The 19,440-nt window shown below is 74.7% G+C and carries 7 protein-coding genes; 1 reads left to right on the top strand and 6 read right to left on the bottom strand.

All coding sequences use genetic code 11. The features are described from left to right. The 5 genes from ACIQOW_RS06695 to ACIQOW_RS06675 form a co-directional block, all read right to left on the bottom strand. A complete protein-coding gene (locus ACIQOW_RS06695; RefSeq protein ID WP_401080437.1) occupies positions 1-204 on the bottom strand; it encodes an MbtH family protein in 204 nt (67 codons plus the stop codon). After that, complete coding sequence (locus tag ACIQOW_RS06690; RefSeq protein ID WP_401080435.1) at positions 201-7,457, bottom strand: amino acid adenylation domain-containing protein; 7,257 nt, start codon at positions 7,455-7,457, stop codon at positions 201-203. Before ACIQOW_RS06690 ends, ACIQOW_RS06695 begins: the two co-directional genes overlap by 4 nt. Beyond that, positions 7,454-14,011: an amino acid adenylation domain-containing protein gene (locus ACIQOW_RS06685; RefSeq protein ID WP_401080433.1), complete on the bottom strand. Its 6,558-nt coding sequence runs from the start codon at positions 14,009-14,011 to the stop codon at positions 7,454-7,456. Before ACIQOW_RS06685 ends, ACIQOW_RS06690 begins: the two co-directional genes overlap by 4 nt. Then, positions 14,008-15,000 carry a 2,3-diaminopropionate biosynthesis protein SbnA gene (sbnA, locus tag ACIQOW_RS06680; RefSeq protein ID WP_401080431.1) on the bottom strand — a complete coding sequence of 331 codons (993 nt, stop codon included), beginning with the start codon at positions 14,998-15,000 and terminating at the stop codon, positions 14,008-14,010. Before sbnA ends, ACIQOW_RS06685 begins: the two co-directional genes overlap by 4 nt. A gap of 303 nt (positions 15,001-15,303) precedes the next feature. Next, complete coding sequence (locus ACIQOW_RS06675) at positions 15,304-15,942, bottom strand: LmbU family transcriptional regulator (RefSeq protein WP_401080429.1); 639 nt, start codon at positions 15,940-15,942, stop codon at positions 15,304-15,306. A gap of 493 nt (positions 15,943-16,435) precedes the next feature. Here ACIQOW_RS06675 and ACIQOW_RS06670 point away from each other — a divergent pair, with 493 nt between their 5' ends. Next, the gene (locus tag ACIQOW_RS06670; protein WP_401080427.1) at positions 16,436-17,143 is read left to right on the top strand and encodes a BTAD domain-containing putative transcriptional regulator; all 708 of its coding nucleotides are present in this window, start codon (positions 16,436-16,438) and stop codon (positions 17,141-17,143) included. A 53-nt stretch (positions 17,144-17,196) separates the two neighbouring features. On the opposite strand, the gene ACIQOW_RS06665 is transcribed toward ACIQOW_RS06670, so the two are convergent. Continuing rightward, positions 17,197-19,413 carry an MMPL family transporter gene (locus tag ACIQOW_RS06665; protein WP_401080425.1) on the bottom strand — a complete coding sequence of 739 codons (2,217 nt, stop codon included), beginning with the start codon at positions 19,411-19,413 and terminating at the stop codon, positions 17,197-17,199. Positions 19,414-19,440 lie beyond the last annotated feature (27 nt).

The following is a 19,440-nucleotide window of genomic DNA, read 5'->3' as shown; positions in this document are numbered from 1 at the left end:
TCAGCCCCGGTTCCGCAGGCTCAGCGGCCGCATGTCGGTCCAGTGCTGCTCGATGTGGTCGACGGCGGAGGCGCGGTCGGTCTCGGCGAGCGCGACGGTCCAGCCGTCCGGCAGGTCCGCGAAGGCCGGCCACAGCGAGTGCTGGTCCTCCTCGTTGACCAGCACGAGGAAGCGGCCCTCGGGGTTGTCGAAGGGGTTGCTCATGGCATGTCTCCCAGGTCGTCGGAGGTCGTACGGGGGGCGGCTGTGGGGGAGTGCAGGGCGGCCAGCCGGTGTTCGAGCAGCCGGCCGATCGTGGCGGCCGGGCCGGGGCCCAGCATGTCCGCGTGGGCGCAGGGCACCGGGAGGACGTCGACACCGCCGGCCACGTACGGCTCCCAGGTCTTGGCGCGGACCAGCATGTCCTGCCCGTCCAGGGATCCGGTGGCGACCAGCAGGGTCATCCCGCCGTCGAAGGTCTCCGGGGTGTGGGCGCGGAACAGGTCGACGTTGCCGCGCATGACCGTGAGCAACCGGGTCAGGGCGGCTTCGTCGAAGGCCGCGAGCGGGCCGCCGGCCCCGGCGAGCAGGGCCGCGACGGCCGTGACGGTCGGCCGGGGCAGGGCGTCGGCGCCGAGGCCCGCCTCGGTGAGGAAGTCCCTGAGGAAGTCCTCGTCGGTGGGCCGCGCCCCGGGGGCGGAGTCCGGGTAGGCGTCGAGGTTGGCGAGGAACGCGACCTCCTCGCCCTCGGCGCGCAGCCGGACGGCCATCGCCTGCGCCACGATGCCGCCGTAGGACCAGCCGAGCAGGTGGTAGGGGCCGCTGGGCCGGACGGTGCGGATCCGGGCGACGTAGTCCTCGGCGACCGCGGCCAGGTCGGCCGGCGGGGTCTGCTCGCGGGCGAGGCCGGGCGCCTGGAGGGCGTGGACCGGCTGCGCCGGGTCGAGGTGACGGGCGAGTTCGGCGAAGGGCAGGCCGAAGCCCAGGCCGCCGTGCACGCAGAACAGCGGTGCCCGGGTTCCACCGGACCGGATCGGCAGCAGGGGGGCGAGCAGGTCGAGCGGGCCGTCGGCCGCGTCCGGCCGGCCCGGTGCGTCCGGCAGGCCGGACCCGTCGGGGCGGCCCGCCACGGCCAGTTCCGCCAGGGTGCGGTACTGGAAGACGGCGGCCAGGTCCAGCCGCAGCCCGGCCTGTCCGGCGGCGTTCACCAGGCGGATGGCCTTGAGGCTGTCGCCGCCGAGCGCGAAGAACCCGTCGTCGGGGCCGACCGCCTTACGGCCCAGCACCTCGGCCGCCGCCGCGCAGATCACCCGCTCGGCCGGTGTGCGGGGCAGCGCGGGGGCCGCGCCCGCCGACGCCGGGGCGGGCAGCGCCGCGGTGTCCAGCTTTCCGTTGGGCGTCAGCGGCAGCTCCGTGAGCAGCACGAACGCGCCGGGTACCGCGTGCGCGGGCAGCGTCCGGCCCAGGTCCCGCCGGAGGTCCGCCGGTTCCGGACGGGCGCCGTCGGGTGCCGGCACCAGGTAGGCGACCAGCAGCCGGTCCCCGGAGCCGTCGTCCCTGGCGGTGACCGCGGCCCGGGCGACCGACGGGTGCGCGGCCAGGGCCCGTTCGACCTCACCGGTCTCGATGCGGTAGCCGCGGACCTTCACCTGGTGGTCGCTGCGGCCGGTGAACTCCAGGCGGCCGTCCACCTCCCAGCGCACCAGGTCGCCCGTGCGGTACATCCGGGTCCCGGGCGGACCGAACGGGTCCGCGACGAAGTGCCCGGCGGTCAGCCCCGGGCGGCCGAGGTAGCCGCGGGCCAGTCCGGGACCGGCCACGTGGAGTTCACCGACGGCGCCGTACGGAACCGGCCGCAGCGCCTCGTCCAGGACGTACACGGCGGTGCCGCCGATCGGCCGCCCGATGGGGACGGACCCGGCGTCCGGCGGGAGGGTGTGCACCTGGTGGACGGTGGCGATGACGGCGGCCTCGGTCGGCCCGTAGGCGTCCACCACCGCCGTCCCCGGCAGCGCCCGGCGCAGTCTGCGCACGTGCTCCGCGGAGACGGCCTCGCCGCCGGTGAGCAGCAGCCGCAGCGGTGCGAGGCAGGCCGGGTCGAGGTCCGTGATGACGTTGACCAGCCGGGGGGTGAGCAGGGCGACGGTGACGCCGTTGTCCCGCAGCAGGGTGCCGAGCCGTTCGGGGTCGGCCGGCCCCGGCGGGTTCACCGCCAGTCCCGCGCCGTGCGCGAGGGGGGTCCACACCTCGAACACCGAGGCGTCGAAGGCCGGCGAGGCGTTCCACAGGAAGGTGTCCGTGCGGGCGAAGCCCAGGCCGGGCATGCCGTGCACCAGCCGGGCGACGGCCCGGTGGGAGACGGCGACGCCCTTGGGGGTGCCGGTCGAGCCGGACGTGTAGATGACGTAGAGCAGGTCGTCCGGATCGGGCCCGCCGTCCGGCGTGACCTCGGGGCGGCCGTCGATCTCCCGGCGGGTCCGCGGGTCGTCCAGGCAGACGGTCGCGCAGCCGCCGTCCGGGTCCGCGCCCGCCGCCGCCCCGGCCAGGGACCGCTGGGTGAGCAGCACCCGGGCGCCGCTGTCGGTGACCATGTGCCGCAGCCGGGCGGCCGGGTAGGCCGGGTCGAGCGGCAGGTAGGCGGCGCCGAGCCGGGCGGTCGCCAGCATCGCGACGACCGCGTCCCGCCCGCGTTCCAGGCAGAGCGCCACGACGTCACCCCGGCCGACGCCGTGGGCGGCGAGATGGCGGGCGGTCCGGTTGGCCGCGGCGTCGAGCCGGCGGTAGGTCAGCGCGTCGTCGAGGCGGGCCCCGGCTTCGGTGGCGAACCGCAGGGCGATCGCGTCGGGCGCGGCGGCCAGGTGCGCGTCGAACAGGGCGGTGACCGTGGTGCGGGGCGGTTCCACCGGTCCTTCGCCCAGGTCGCGCAGGTCGCGCCGGGTCTCGGGGGTGAGGACCTCCAGGCGGGAGAGCGGGCGGGTGGGCGCGTCGGTGGCCGAGGCCAGCAGTCGCAGCAGCGCGGAGGCGAGGCGCCGCACGGTGCGCTCCTCGAACAGGTCGCTCGCGTACTCGACCGCCAGGTCGATCCGGTCGGCCGCCGGGTCCGCGGTCAGCTGGACGAACAGGTCCCACTTGGCGGTGCCGCCCGCGGCCGGCACCGGCTCCATCGCCAGTTCCGTGCCGGTGTCGGGAACCGGGTCGGCGTCCCGGCAGTCCAGGATCACCTGGAACAGCGGGTTGCGGGACAGTGACCGTTCCGGCTTGAGGGCCTCCACCAGGCGCTCGAACGGCAGGTCCTGGTTCTCGTAGGCGGCCAGGTCGAACTCCCGGACTCTGGAGACGAGTTCGGAGAAGGAGGGATCGCCGGAGGTGTCGGTGCGCAGCACCAGGGTGTTGACGAACATGCCGACCAGGCCGTGCAGCCGGGCGTCGCCGCGTCCCGCCACGGGGCTGCCGACGGGGATGTCGGTGCCGGCGCCGTAACGGGTGAGCAGGGCCGCGAGCCCGGCCTGCGCCACCATGAAGAGGCTGGCCCCGGAGTCGCGGGCGAGGGCCCGCAGCGCGCGGACCAGCGGGGCGGGGACGGGCAGGTGCACCGTGCCGCCCCGGTGGCTGGCGAGGGCTCGCCGGGGCCGGTCGAAGGGCAGCTCGATCTCGACCGGCAGGTCGTCCAGTGCCCGCCTCCAGTAAGCGAGTTGACGGGACAGCTCGCTGTGCGGGTCCTGCTCCGAGCCGAGCAGCCGGCGCTGCCACAGCGTGAAGTCGGGGTACTGGACCGGCAGCGGGGCGAAGGCGGGGGCCTGTCCGGTGAGCCGGGACCGGTACGCCTCGGCCAGGTCGCTCGACAGCGGCCCGAGGGACCAGCCGTCGGCCGCGATGTGGTGCAGTACCAGGACGAACACGTGGTCGTCCGGTGCCAGGGTGAACAGCGTGGCCCGCAGCGGCGGCCGGGCGGCGAGGTCGAAGCCGCGGGCGGCCTCGGCGGCGAGCGCGTCCGGCAGTTCCTTCTCGGTGCAGTCCACCAGGGACAGCGGCGGATCGGCCGCCTCCGGGGCGAGCACGACCTGCTCGGCGCCGGTGCCGTCGCCGCCGACGGCCGGGAAGACGGTGCGCAGGGACTCGTGGCGGGTGACCAGGTCGCGCAGCGCCGCGTGCAGCGCGCCGGCGTCCAGTGCCCCGCGCATCCGCACCGCGAACGGGACGGAGTAGAGCCCGTCGGGCACCCCGAGCCGCTCCAGGAACCACAACCGCTCCTGGGCGTGGGAGAGCGGGATCGAGGCCGGCCGCTCCAGCGCGGCGAGTTCGGGGAGCTTCCGGAGCTCCTCGCCGGACGGGTCCTGGCGGGCGGCGAGCAGGGCGGCCAGGGCGGCGGCGCTGGGGGCCTCGAACACCTCCCGCACCGACAGCGCGCCGCCGAGCCTGGCCCGCACCAGGTTGGCCGCCCGCGCGGCCAGCAGTGAGTGCCCGCCCAGGGCGAAGAAGTCGTCGTCGGCGCCGACCCGGTCGAGGCCGAGCACCTCGCCGAGGATCGCGCACAGCTCCCGCTCCTCGGCGGTCTCCGGCAGCCGTCCGGCGGCGGTGTGCCCGGGGGCGGGCAGCGCCCGGACGTCCACCTTGCCGTTCGGGGTGACCGGCAGCGTCGCGAGCACGACCAGGGCGGCGGGCACCATGTGGGCCGGCAGGGCCGCGGTGGCGTGCGCCCGCAGCGCGTCCGGGTCGAGGACGGTGTCGCCGCGCGGCACCACGTAGCCGACCAGGCGGCGGTCCCCGGGCCGGTCCTCCCGGACCGTCACCGCGGTCTGCGCGACGGACGGGTGGCTCCCGAGCACGGCCTCGATCTCGCCCGGCTCGATGCGGAAGCCCCGGAGCTTGACCTGCTGGTCGGCGCGACCGACGTAGTCCAGGGCGCCGTCCTCCAGCCGGCGCACCACGTCGCCGGTGCGGTACATCCGGGTGCCGGGCGGCCCGAACGGGCAGGCGGTGAACCGGGCCGCGGTCAGGCCGGGACGGTCGTGGTAGCCGCGGGCCAGCCCGGGGCCGGCCACGTACAGCTCGCCGGCCACACCGGCCGGCACCGGCCGCAGGGCCGAGTCGAGGACGAACAGCCGGAAGGCCGAGACCGCTGTGCCGATCGGCGGCCTGCCCGCTCCGTGCAGCGGTTCGCTGACGCTCGCGCAGACCGAGGTCTCGCTCGGCCCGTAGGCGTTGCGCAGTTCGACGCGGGCCGACCAGTGTTCGGCCAGCGCGGACGGCAGCGCCTCACCGGCCGTCGACAGGCGCAGGTCGGAGGGAAGTCCGGCGTCCTCGGGCAGACCGGCCAGGACGGCGGGCGGCAGCACCGCGTGGTTGATCCGGTGCGCGACGACCAGGCGGGCCAGCGCGTCGCCCGACATCCGGCTCTCCGCGGTGGCCAGCACCAGGGCACCGCCGGTGTAGAGCGAGGCGCACAGCTCCCACACCGTGGCGTCGAAGCTGAACGACGCGAACTGCAGGGCCCTGGCTCCGGGCCCCGCACCCAGCCGCGCGGCGTGGTGGGCGGCCAGGTTGACGGCGCCCTCGTGCGGGACCACGACGCCCTTGGGGCGGCCGGTCGATCCGGAGGTGTAGACGACGTAGGCGGGGCTGCCGGGGACCGCGACGGGCGGGTGCACGGGGATCTCCGGGCCCTGAGGCAGCCGGGGGTCCAGCAGGTCGAGGTCGACCCGCGGCGCGGCGCAGTTGTCCGGCAGTCGGGTCGCGGAGGTGGTGACCACCAGGGCGGGGGCCGCGTCGTCGAGCATGTAGGCGATCCGCTCGGGCGGATAGGCCAGGTCGACGGGCAGGTACGCGGCCCCGGTCTTGAGCACCGCGAGCAGCGCGACGATCATGTCGGCGCCGCGCGGCAGGGCCAGGGCCACGAAGGTGCCGGGGCCCGCGCCGGACGCCGCCAGCTGTCCGGCCAGCCGGTCCGACGCGGTGTCGAGCTGCCGGTAGTCCAGGGTCCGCGCCGCGGCCGGGTCCTCCGGCCGGTCCTCGTCCGGGACGATCAGGGCGGGTGCCCGCGGGGCCCGGTCCGCGTGCCACCGGAACAGCTCGTGCAGGGTGGTGCCGCGGGTGCGGTCGTCGCGCAGGTCGACGCCGGCGCCGGACCCCTCCGGGGCCTCACCGCTCCCGCCGATCCTGGCCAGCAGGGTGTCGGGGGCGGCGGCCGTCCGCTCCAGGGCTTCGACGAGCAGGTCCAGCACCCGGGCGGCCGTGCGGGCGCCGTCGCCGTCGAACGCGCTGGGCGCGTGGGCGAGGGAGAAGTCGAGCCCGTCGCCCGGCGTCACGGTCAGGCCCAGCGCGAAGTGCGTGGCGGTGCGCACCCGGATGTCGGCGAGTACGAGGCCGCCGTCGGCGGACGGCACGGCCGCGGCCATGGGGTAGCTCTGGAAGGCGATCGCGGTGTCGAACAGTTCGCCGCGCAGGCCGGCCGCGGCCTGGACCTCGGCGAGCGGCAGATGGGTGTGCGGCAGCAGGTCCACCTGCTGCCGGGCCAGGGCCCGGATCAGCTCGGCGACGGTGTGGTCGGGGCGCACCTCGGCACGCACCGGCACCGTGTTGGCGAACAGCCCGATCATCGTCTCGACGCCCGGCAGTCCGGCCGGCCGGCCGGAGGTCACCGTACCGAAGACCACGTCCCGGCGGCCGGACAGGTATCCGAGCGCCACCGCCCAGCAGGCCTGCACGGCCGAGTTGAGGGTGACGCCCTCGGCCGCGCACCAGGACGAGAGCGCCCGGGTCGGCTCGGGGGAGAGGGAGGCCGAGCGGACCTCGGGCAGCGCGCCGTCGTCCTGTCCGACGGGGTGCGGCGCGAGGCGCAGCGGGCCCTCAAGACCGGCCAGGGTCCCGGCCCAGGCGGCGCGGGCGGCCTCCCGGTCCTGCCCGGCCAGCCAGCGCAGGTACGTCCGGTAGGGGACGGGCTCGGGCAGCGGCCCGGACAGCGCCTCGGGCCCGGCGAGGCCCGCCAGGGTGAGCAGCTCCCGGGCGGCGAGCGGCATCGACCAGCCGTCCAGCAGCAGGTGGTGCACCGACCACAGCAGCCGGTAGCGGCGCCTGCCGAGGCGGATCGCGGTGAATCGCATCAGCGGGGGCCGGGACGGGTCGAAGCGCCGCAGCCGGTCCTCGTCGGCGATCCGGTCGGACGCGGCCCGGCGCCGCCGGTACGGAAGGTCCGTCAGATCGACCTCGTGCCAGGGCACCCGGACCGAGTCCTGGTCCAGGACCACCTGCACCGTCTCGCCGTTGCGGCGGGGCCGGAAGCAGCTCCGCAGGTGCGGGTGGCGGCCCAGCAGCTCCGCCGCCGCCGCCCGGAGGCGGTCGGTGGGCAGCTCCCCCTCGACCCGCACCGACAGCTGGAGGATGTAGGGGTCGGGGCCGCTTCCCTCGGCGGCGAGGTAGTGCAGCCCCTGCTGGAGCGGGGAGAGCGGCAGCGCTTCGACGATCCTCGGCGTCCCGGTCACAGCATGTCCTCGCTCAAGTCGATCTCCATAAAAGCCAGTTCGTCCTCGTCCAGGGCCAGCAGGGGCTCCTCCGCAGCGCCGGTCCGGTCCGGCCGGGGCGCGTCGGCGACCTCGGCCAGGGCCGCGACGGTCCGGCCGGTGAAGACGTCCCGCACTTCGAGCGCCAGCCCTTCGAGATGCGCCCGGCTGACCACCTGGATGGCCCGGATGCTGTCGCCCCCGAGGGCGAAGAAGTCGTCGGTCGCACTCACCCGCTCCACGCCCAGCACCTCGGCGAAGACCGCGCACAGGGTCTCCTCGCGCTCGGTCCGGGGCGCGCGCGGCGCGGCGGGCCCGTTCGGGGTGCCCGGGGCCGCTGTGGGCGCCGGTGCCGGTGCCGCGCCGGCCTTCGGCCGCAGCGGCGAGCCCATCCGGGCCAGCGTGGTGTCGGGGGCGGTGGCGGCGATGTGCAGCAGCGCGGTGAACCGTTCGGTGATCGCGGCCACCCGGTCGCGCCGGAAGGCGGCGGGCAGGTAGTCCAGTCGCAGTCGCAGCCGGTCGCCGTCCGGCAGTACCGCCATGCTCAGGGGGTGGTGCCGGGCGTCGCGGGCCTCGGCGCGCACCACCCGCACCGGTTCCGCGCCGGCCCCGCCGTCGCCGGCCGCGGTCGCGCCGGATCCGATCGGGAAGTTCTCGAACAGCAGCACGGTGTCGAAGGCCTCTCCGACGAGTCCGGCGGCCCGGTGGATCTCGGCCAGTCCGAGGTGCTCGTGCGGCAGGAGTTCGGCACGCTCGTCCTGGAGGGTGCGCAGCAGGCCGCCGAGCGTGGCGTCGGGGTGCAGCCGGACGCGGACCGGCACCGTGGTGAGGAACATGCCCACCATCGACTCGATCCCGGGCACCTCCGCGGGCCGGCCGGCCGTGATCGCGCCGAACACCACGTCCTGGGATCCGGTCAGTTCACCGAGCAGCAGTGCCCAGCATCCCTGCACCACGGTGTTGACGGTGAGGCCGGCGCTGCGGGAGGCGGCGAGGAGCCGGTCGGTGAGCTCCTGGTCGAGGTCGAGGTGCAGCGACTCCGGGAGGGACACCGCCGCTCCGGTCGCGGCCGGGGCGACCAGGGTCGGGCCGGGCAGCTCGGCGAGCGCCCGCCGCCAGGCCTCACGTGCCGCACCGCGGTCACGCGCGGCGAGCCAGGCGTAGTAGGAGCGGTGCGGGGCGGGCGCCGGCAGCTCGACGGGCGCCCCGGCCCCGCCGTCGCCGGGGCGCTCGCCGTCGCCGGTGTACTCGCCGTCGCCGGTGTGCTCGGTGCCCTCGGTGTACTCGGCGAGCAGTGCGAGCAGTTCCCCGACCAGGATCGGCATCGACCAGCCGTCGACCAGCAGGTGGTGACTGGTCCACAGGAACCGGTACCGCCGCGGCCCGGTCTTCAGCAGGGTGAAGCGCAGCAGCGGGGGTGCGGCCAGGTCGAACCTGCGGGTGCGCTCCTGGTCGGTCAGGCGCTCGGCCTCGGCCGCCCGCTCCGACTCCGGAAGATGCGTCAGATCGACTTCCCGCCAGGGGAGTTCGGCATCGGACGGGATCAGCTGGACGGGGTCGCCGGAGGCGCGGTGGAGGAAGCAGGCCCGCAGCGCCGGGTGGCGCCGCAGCAGCGTCTGCCCCGCGGCCCGCAGCGCGGCGGGATCCAGTCCGCCCTCCAGGTCCGCGGCGATCTGCAGGGTGTAGACGTCGACGCCGTCCCGCTCGGCCTCGTGGTGGAACAGCAGTCCCCGCTGTAGCGGCGTGAGCGGCAGCACGTCCGAGAGCGCCTGCCCCGGAGCGAGCGCGGGGCTCGCCCCGGCCAGTCCGGCCTCGTACCGCTCGATCTCCTCCTGCTCCAGGGCGACCAGCGGGAAGTCGGACGGGGTGGCGCCGCCCGCGCCCGGCGCCATGGCGTACTCGGCCAGGGCGCGCAGCGCCCGGAACCAGTCGTCGGCCAGTTCGGCGACGGACTCCCGGTCGAGGATCCCGCCGGCGAAGGTCCAGTTGGCGACCAGGTGCGGGCCGTCGGCCCGGTCCTCGGTCGCCGGGGTGAGCGCGAGGACGTGTTCCAGCGGCATCGCCGGCTGCGTGCCGGTGCCGACGATGCCGCCACCGGTGACCGGTGACCAGAGCACGTCCTCCCTGGCGTCGAACCGGCCCATGTAGTTGAAGCCGAGCTGCGGCCTGGGGTACCCGGCGAGCAGCCGCGCGGCCTGCGGGTTGAGGTGGCGCAGCAGGCCGTGGCCGATTCCGTGCTCGGGCACCTCCCGCACCTGCTCCTTGACCAGCTTGACCGCCCGGCCGAGTGCCTCGTGGGGCCGGGGCCCCGGATCGATCCGCACCGGGTGGATGCTGGTGAACCACCCGACGGTGCGGGACAGGTCCAGGCCGTCCGCGATCTCCTCGCGGCCGTGGCCCTCCAGTTCGATCAGCGTTCCGCTCGTCCCGTCGCCGCAGCGCCGCTGCCGCCACTGCGCGACGGCGACCGCCAGGGCGGCCAGCAGCACGTCGTTGACCTCGGCCCGCAGGGCCGCGGGAACGGTGCTCAGCAGCAGTCCGGTGACCTCGGGCGGGAGTTCGGTGCGCAGGGTGTCGGCGGTGGCCCTGACGTCCCGCGCCGGGTCCAGCCGGCGGGGGCCGAGCAGCGGATCGGATCCGGTCAGGATCCGTTGCCACAGCGCCAGTTCGGGTCCGCGCGACTCGGTGCGGGCCCGTTCGGTCAGCAGCCTGGTCCAGGCCCGGAAGGACGTGCCGACCGGCTGGGGTTCGGGTGTGCGGCCCTCCGCGAGGGCGGCGCAGGCGGCCGCCAGGTCGGTCAGCAGGATCCGCCAGGACACCCCGTCGACCACCAGGTGGTGCGCGACCAGGAGCAGGATCCGCTCCCCAGGCTCCGCCGCGGGGGCGGGGAGCAGGACGGTACGGATCATCCGGGCCGCCGCCGGGTCGAGCCGGCGGCCGGCGGCCGTGGCCTGCCGGTCGATCAGCCGGAGCAGCTCCTGCCGGTCCGGGGACGGTTGCTCGTCCGGCAGCGTGAGGACCAGGCCGTCGTCGGCGGGAACCGCGCCGCGCGGGAGCACCTCCGTCTGCCACAGGCCGGGGGCCGGCTCGGTCAGCCGGGTCCTGAGGGCGTCGTGATGGTCGATCAGGGCCCGCAGCGCGGTGGCCAGCCGTCCGGCGTCGAGATCGGCGGGGACCCGGACGGCGATGTGCTGGCTGAAGCCGGCGGCGGGGCCGGTCGTCGAGCCGGTGTCCTCCTGGAGGCGGGCGGCGATGGGGGTGAGGTCGAGGACGCCCACCGGGTCGACCTGCCCGTCCTCCTGCCCGGCCCGCCCGGTGGCCGGCCGGGCGATCCCGGCGAGGACGCGGACCGTACGCCCCGTGAAGACGTCGCGGGTGCTGAGCACCAGGCCCGCGCGGCGTGCCGCGCCGACCACCTCGATGGCGCGGATGCTGTCGCCGCCGAGGGTGAAGAAGTCGTCGTCCGCGCCGACTCCGGGGAGGCCGAGGATCTCGGCGAACACCGCGCCCAGCGTCTGCTCCGGGTCGGTCCGCGGACCGCGCACCGGACCGGCGGGGCCGCCCGCGACGGAGCCGGCCGCACCCGGGCCGCTCACGGCCGGGCTGCCCGAGCCGGTGCCGCTCACTCCCGTGCTGCCGGCACCGGGCGCGGGCAGCGCCTTGCGGTCGACCTTGCCGTTCGCGGTCAGCGGCAGCGCGTCCAGGACCACCCACCACCCCGGCACCATCCAGCCCGGCAGGACCGCGCCGACCCGGTCCCGCAGCAGGGTCGCGTCGACGCCGCCCGAGGCGGCCACGTAGCCGGCCAGTCCGGAGCCGTGCGCGACCACCACGGCGTCCAGGACACCCGGCACCGCGCGCACGGCCGCCTCGATCTCACCCAGCTCGACGCGCCGGCCGCGGACCTTCACCTGGAAGTCGCGCCGTTCGACGAACTCCAGCTGTCCGTCCGGGCGCAGCACCACCCGGTCGCCGGTGCGGTACATCCTGCTGCCGCCACCGGCGAACGGGTCGGCCGGGAACACGGACGCGGTCCGGACCGGGTCGCCCACGTAGCCGCGGCCCACCCCGACGCCGCCCACCCACAGTTCTCCGGGCACCCCGGCGGGCATCGGGCGCAGCCCGTCCCCGAGCACGTACAGGCGGGTGCCACGCACCGGCCGCCCGATCGGCACCCGCCCGGCGGCCGCGTCCTCCGGGGTGACGCAGGCGTGCGTCACGTCGTCGGAGCACTCCGTCGGCCCGTAGGCGTTGACCATGCCGATTCCCGGGAAGCGGGCGTACCAGCGGGCGCACAGGTCGGCCGGCAGCGCCTCCCCGGTGACCATCAGCCGGCGCAGGCCGGGAAGCCGGGGGGCGGCCGCGCGGGCGTCCCACAGGTCGAGCGCGGCGCGCAGCAGGGAGGGCACCACCTCCAGCACGGCGGCGTTCTCGTCGACCGCCAGGGCGAACAGGGCGTCGGGGTCGGCGGCCGTCTCCGGGTCGGCGACCAGGGTGCGCCCGCCCACCAGCAGCGGTGCCAGCAGCTGCCAGACGTGCACGTCGAAGGTGAGCGGGGCGTTCGCGACGACCGCCTCGCCCGGGCGCAGCGCCAGGTCGTCCACCTTGGCCCACAGGTGGTTCAGCATGCCGTCCCGGTGCACCATCGCACCCTTGGGCCGGCCGGTGGAGCCCGAGGTGAACATCACGTAGGCGAGGTCCTGGCCCGATCCGGCGGCCGGGAGCGCGGCCTGGTCCTCCGGTGCCCGGTCGTCCGACGGCAGTTCGAGCGGCAGGACCCGGACGTCCCCGGCCAGCACGCCGGCCTCGCCGCCCTGCTCGTCGAACCCGCCGCCGACGAGCAGCACCCGGACGCCGGCGTCGCGCAGCAACGAGGCGGTGCGCGCGGCGGGCGCGGCGGTCTCCAGCGGCAGCCAGGCGGCGCCCACCGCCTGGCAGCCGAGGATCGCCGCGACGTAGCCCGCGCCGGGACGGGTCAGCACGCCGACCACCGTGTCCGGGCCGCAGCCGGCGGCCCGCAGCCGCGCGCCGACTCCGTCGACACGGCGCAGCAGTTCGGCGTGGGTCAGCCGGCGGGCGCCGTCGACCACCGCGACCGCGTCCGGCGTACGCGCGGACGCGGCCCGTACCAGCGCCACCGTGTCGCTCGCCGCCTCGCCCGGCAGCGCCGCGTCGGCGGCGGGACCGGTGAGCACCCCGATCGACTCCCCGGGCAGGGCCACGTCCAGGCGGTCGACGACCGTGTCCGGCGGGCAGCTCGCGAAGGCGCCGAGGAAGGCCCGGAACCGGGCCGCGTGCGCGGCCAGCTCCTGACCGTCGTACAGCTCGCTGTTGCCGTCCAGGTGCAGCTCCAGGGAGCCGTCGCCGGTGTTGAGGACGGTCAGGATCAGGTCGTTGACGATGCCGGTGGACAGGTTCACCACCTGGCCCCGGCACGGGCCGAACTCCAGGACCGGGTCCTGGTCCAGGACGTTGACGAAGGGCCCGAACGGGCGCCGGTCGTCGGTGCGCAGGCCGAGGTCGCGGCGGATCTGCTCGCCCCGGTAGCGCTGGTGCCGCAGCGCGTTGGCGATCTCGACCCACGCGGCCCGCAGCAGCCGGTCGCGGGTCGCGCCGTGGCGGACCGGCACGGCCAGCGGGAGGTAGTTGGCGACCATCCCGGGGACGCCGCGGGCCGCCGCACCGACCCGGGCGGTGACCGGCAGGGTGAGCAGCGGCTCCTCCAGGCCGGTGATCCGTTGCACGTAGGCGGCCATCGCCGCGGCCACCAGGGCGGCCGGGGTGGCTCCGGCCGCGCCGGCGGCGGCGCGCAGCCGGTCCGCGTCGGCGGCGTCCAGCACCTCGGTGCGGCGCAGCGCGACGAGACCGGGGGCGGGTTCGCGGGTGGAGAGCGAGGACGGCTCGGGCGATCCGGCGGTGAGCCGGGCGGTCCAGTAGGCGCGGTCCTTGGCGAGGCGGGGCGAGTCCGGGTAGGCGCTCTCCGCGTCCAGCAGCAGCCGGAACGGCGGCGGTGCCGACGGGGCGAGGCCCGCCTCGTCGCCGCCGGCCGCGAGGTGGCTGTAGATCGCCGCGAGCCGCGGGTGGACCAGGTTGCGGCTGTACCCGTCGGACAGGATGTGGTGCATGCACAGGTAGAGCCGGTGGCGCTCGGGGCCGAGGCGGAGCAGCGCGGTGCGCATCAGCGGCGGCTCGGCGGCCTTCATCGGCAGATCCAGGTCGCCGAGCATCCACGCCTCGGAGGCGGCCTCCGGGTCCGCCTCGGTGCTGAGGTCGACGAGCGGGAGGGGGCTGTCGGCCACCGGGGCGACGGACTGGCGGGCCACCCCGTCGTGCTCGGTGAAACGCACCCGCAGGCCCTCGGCCTCCACCGACAGCCGTCGCAGGGCGCGTCCCAGCAGCTCCTGGTCGAGGGGGCCGCGCAGGTCGACGTAGTCGCCCATGGCGTAGCCGAGCGGCCCGGTCGCGAACTGCTCGTCGTACCAGATCTCGGACTGCGCCGCGGTGAGCGGCAGGTTGCCGCCGGGGGACACGCTCATCGCGCTGCCTGCCCTTCGTTCCGCTCCTCGTCGCCGGCCAGCGCCGTGTCGCCGAAGGTGCCACGGACCCAGTCGTCGTCGTAGAGGGTGTCGAGATAGCGCTCGCCCAGGTCGGGGGCGATGGTGACGGCCGTGGTGCGGCGGTCGGCGCAGTTCTCCTGGAGCCAGGCGAGTGCGCCGCCGACCGCGGTCCCGGTCGATCCGCCGAAGTGGTAGCCGTGCGCGGCCAGCCGGCGGCAGATCCGCACCGTGTCCGCCTCGTCGACGTGGACGACGGAGTCGACGAAGGACTCGTCCAGGAGCCCCGGCCTGATGCTGGTGCCGAGGCCGGGGATGTGCCGCGGGCCTGGGGTCCCGCCGAAGGTGACGGAGCCGACCGCGTCGACGGCGACCACCCGCACGTCGGGCCGGTGCTCGCGGAAGTAGCGGGCGCAGCCCATCAGGGTGCCGGTGGTGCCGGCGCCGATCACCAGGACGTCGAGCCGGGGGAAGCGGGTGGCGATGGCGGGCGCGGTGGTGCGGTAGTGGGCCATCCAGTTGCCCGGTGCCTCGTACTGGTTGAGCCACACCACCTTCTCGTCGGCGGCGCACATCTCCTGTACGTAGCGGATCCGGGCGCCGAGGTAGCCCTCGGTGGGGTGTGCCTCGGTGATGACGTGGACGTCGGCGCCGAAGGCCTGCATGGTGTGGCGGGTGGCCTCGTTGCAGCGGGAGTCCGTCACGCACACGAAGCGGTAACCGCGGTTGGCAGCGAGCATGCTGAGCGCGACGCCCATGTTCCCCGAGGAGGACTCGACCAGGGTCGAGCCGGGGCCGAGCACCCCCGCCGCCTCGGCCTGGGCCACGATCTCGCGGGCGGCCTTCAGCTTGATCGATCCGGCGAAGTTGAACCCCTCCACCTTGAGGTAGAGGTGTCGGGCGAAGATCGGATGCAGATCGACGAACAGATCGCTGACGTCGAATTCGTGCGGCGCAGATATGACAGGCATGGCAAGCTCCCGGCCGTCGGCGGTACGTCGTGACGTCGACAGCTACGAGGTTCCACGGCAGCTCTGACCGGGCGCTGACACCATGCTGACGTGACGTCGCCAGGGCCTCCCGAGCGGCCCGGACGTTCCACCCGCGGCCTCGGTTCACCGGCCGGCCCGGCCCCGCGGACGCCCGCCGGCCCCGCGGACGCCCGCCGGCCCCGCGCACGGGAACGGTGCCCCCCACCGAGTGCCCGACGTGTTCCTCGACGGCTCACGTCGGCACGGGTGACGGGCACCGTCCCGGCTTGGGGTGACGCCTGGTCAGTGCGCCTCGGAGTGCTGCGGAAGGCCGGGGCCGGGAGCCCCGTCCGGCTCGGTGTCCGGCCGTCCCAGCAGCTCCGCCGCGGCCGAGTCGAGCTGGCTGGCCACCCATTCCCCCAGCGTCACCTGGGAGCGCTCGGCCGCTCGCTGCCACTGGCCCAGGCGATCGCGGTCGACCACCATCCGGGGCAGGGAGGCCGTCTCGCGCGGTTCGGGATCGGCCTGGCGACCGCTCCTGATCTCCGAACGCAGCCGGTTCCTCGACCACTGGTGGTACTCGGCGAGGGCCATCCAGAGGTCCTGCTCGCCGTCGGTGAGGGCGGCCACCTCGGCGTGGTGGCCGAAACTGAGTCCTTCCCTGCGCCGTGGCGGCTCGAATCGCCGCGCCACCCAGACGTAGTTGCGGATGGTCTGGTAATCCAGCCCCGCCGCCTCCATGGCCCACCGGTAACGGTCGGGGAAACGGTTGCGGCCGAAGAGCACCCAGTCGCCCAGACACCAGGCGGAGGAATCGGCCATGCGTGCGAGGCCGACTCCGGCCCGTTCCCAGTCCTCGAACGACACCGAACCGGGTACCCGCAGCCCCACCTTCGTCATCAGGATCCGAGAGCCCGCGTTCCACTTCTCGATTGCAGTCAATTCCGCTTCCCCCGTCAGTCGCGTGCCCGGCTCTCCACCAGGCAATTTTCCGCCACCGCGCGTTCCCGTTTCACCGTTGCGCGGTGGAATGCCCGCATTCCAAGATCCATGATCTTGGAATCATCATGGTATTCGGTGCGGACCGGCCAATGCCGTTCGACCGGTGCCGGTGAAGTCGTCCGCCGCCCGTGAATACTCGCCGGTAGACATGTCCAAAAGTGGCCATACGCTCCTATACATTTCTTTGCGGCCGCGGCGACGGCCGCCCCGCCCTGTCCCGCCGGCGGGACAAGGCACCCCCTAAGACGCATCGGTGCACCGCGGAAATCGCGCTGGTGCCTTGGCGTCCCATCTGATTTCGGATGTAATGTTCGAGCGCCAGGCCACCCATTGATTCGGCTCCTCCTTGGACGCCGCTGGGACACGGGGGAATTCCATGTACATAACAATGCTGGGACCGCTGCGTGCTGTAAGCGGAATCGAATCCGCCGCTTTGGATGCCAAGAAGGTCCGGATGGCGCTGGCCGTCCTGGCTCTGCGTGCGGGCCAGGTGGTCAGTTTCGACGAACTCATCGACGAACTGTGGGGGGAGACCCTGCTCAAGAACACGCGGAACTCACTCCAGGGCATCGTGGCCCGGATGAGAAGATCGCTCGGGCGCATCGGACTGGACGCCACCGACCAGGGCGTCGTCCGCACCGTCGGCAACGGCTACGTGCTGGACATGCCCGCGGACCGGCTCGACGCCGACCGCTTCCTGCAGCAGGCGAGGGAGGGCCGCAGCCTGATCGGGCTGTCGCCGCACAAGGCCGCCGAGCTGCTCCGTGGCGCGCTCGCCATGTGGTACGGCCCGGCGCTGGTGGACGTCGGCGACGGGCAGCGCTGTCGTGCCGCCGCACTCCGCCTCGACGAGCAGCGCAGGCTCGTCCAGGAGGATCTGATCTCCGCCCAGCTGGAGGCCGGCGAGGCCGGGGCGGTCGTGCCCGAGCTGAAGCAGCTGCACGCCGAACACCCCGAACGGGAGCGGTTCAGCGAGCAGTTGATGCTCGCGCTGTACCGGACGGGCCGGCAGTCCGAGGCGATCGACACCTTCCACCGCACCCGCAAGCAGCTCGACGACGAGATGGGGCTGCTGCCCAGCCGCCAACTTCAGCGGCTCTACCAGGCGATCATCAGTCAGGACGCGTCGCTCTCGCGCTGACCGCACGTGGGGCGGGTACCGGACCAGGTCCGGTACCCGCCCCACGCGACGTCTCACACCGATTCCCCCGCGGCCGCCCGGGCGGGGACGCCGACCGGCTCGCCCTCCCGCACGGCCGGGCCGGCCGGCGCCTCGGACCGGGTCTCCAGCCGGGACGGCCACCAGACCCAGCGGCCCAGCAGGGCGATCACCGAGGGCAGGACCACGATCCGGATCAGCGTCGCGTCCAGCAGTACGGCGCAGGCCATGCCCACGCCCAGCTGCTTCATCTCGATGAAGGTCAGCGAGGCGAACAGGGCGAACACCGAGATCATCACCAGGGCGGCGCCGGTGACCACGCCGGCGGAGCGGGTGATGCCCTGCTCGACGGCCGCGCGGACGGACAGCCCGGAGGCGGCTGCCTCGCGGATCCGGCTGACGACGAACACGTGGTAGTCCATCGACAGCCCGAGCAGGATGACGAACAGGGTGAGCGGCAGCCACGCCACCACCTTGCCCGTGGACTGGAAGTGCAGCAGCCCGTCGGCCCAGGTGTGCTGGAAGACCAGCTCCAGCACCCCGAACGAGGCCGCCGCGGAGAACACGTTGAGCACGACCGTCACCAGCGCCAGCACGATCGACCGGAACGCCAGGGCCGTGACCACGAAGGTCAGGGCCAGCGCGAAGCCCAGCACCCACGGCATCTTGTCCACCACCTGGGCCCGGTAGTCCACGTCGTAGGCCACGTCACTGCCGCCGACCGCCCACTTCACACCGGGCACCTGCCCGACCGTGGCGGGCACGAGGTCGTCGCGCAGCCGGCTGAGGGACTCCCTGGCCTCCGCGGAACCGCTGCTGAGGCGGGTCCCGATGCCGACGGAGGCGTACCGGCCGTCGTGCGAGGTGATGATCTCGGGGGCGGGGGTGGCGGTGAACAGCGGGTCCTGGCCGGCGCGTTGCACCAGCGCGTCGAGCGCGGTGCGGAGTTGCCCGGCGCCGGCCTCCGGCACCTGGGCCACGACCAGCTGGGTGTCGGACTGGATCGGGAAGAACCGCGTCAGCCTGGCCTCGGCCTGCATGGCGGGCATGCTCCGGGGCAGGTCGTCCACGCCGGTGGCCTTCAGCTTCAGGTTGAGGGCGGGGGCCGCCAGCGCCAGCAGCGCCACGGCGGACAGCACCAGGCTGATCCCCGGGTGCCGCAGCGCCGGCCGGAGCAGCGCCGACCACACCCTGCTGCGGTCCCCGCGGCCCTGGAGCCGCCAGATCAGCGGCACCCGCGGCCGCTCCAGCGCCCTGCCGAACAGCATCAACAGGGCCGGCAGCACGGTGAGCGAGGCGGACATCGCGATGGCCACCACCAGGATGCTGCCGGTCGCCATCGCCGTGAAGGCCAGGTTCCCGCCCAGGTAGAGCGCCCCCATGGAGAGGATCACGACGGTGCCGGAGACCACCACGGAGTGCCCGGAGGTGGCGGCGGCCAGCTCCACGGCGTCGACCTTGTCCAGGCCCCGGGCACGCTCCTCGCGGAAGCGCTTGAGGTAGAACAGCGAGTAGTCCACCCCCACGGCCATGCCCATCAGCACGATGAGCTCGCTCACCGCTCCCGGGTCGGGGACGAGCTGCGAGGCGGCGCCCCACAGGCCGAGTCCGGCCAGCACCGAGGACAGGCCGAGCACCACGGGGACGCCGGCCGCGACCATGGCCCCGCAGATGAACATCATCACCAGCAGGGTGATCGGCAGGCTCAGCAGGGTCGCGCGTCCCACCTCCTCGCCCAGCATCGTGTTGAGGGCGGCCCGGATGGTGTCGGGACCGACCAGCTCGACCCGCACCCCGGGATGTCCCTGCTGCGCGCTCTGCACCGCGTCGACCAGCGGCTGCACCCGGTCCGGAGCGGTGTCCTGGTCGCCGGTCATGACCACCGGGACCAGCAGCGCCTGTCCGTTCGACGACAGCACCTGCTCGCCCGTCGAGGCCACGTCGGGCAGGCCCTTGAGCCGGCCCGCCGCGTCCGTGGCGGCACGCTCGGCGGCCTGCCGGTCGAGGTCGCCGTGGAGGGCGGTCACCAGCAGTGCCTCGGTCGGCGGCTGGGTGAGGCCACCGCTCTTGGCGATCGCGGTGGCCTGCGCGGACTGCCCGATCGAGAGGTCCGTGTTGGTGGCGACCTTCGTCCCGGTGGCGCCGCCGACGGCCAGCGCGATCCCCACGAAGACGACCCAGATGACCAGTGCCCACCACGGGTGGGTCGCGCTCCACCGCGCCGTCCTCGTCACCACATTCCGGTTTCCCACGATTTTCCCCTCGTATTCTCGCGGGCT

Source organism: Kitasatospora sp. NPDC091335 (assembly GCF_044757205.1).
Taxonomy (GTDB): domain Bacteria; phylum Actinomycetota; class Actinomycetes; order Streptomycetales; family Streptomycetaceae; genus Kitasatospora.
This window is presented reverse-complemented; position numbering and strand designations above follow the sequence as displayed.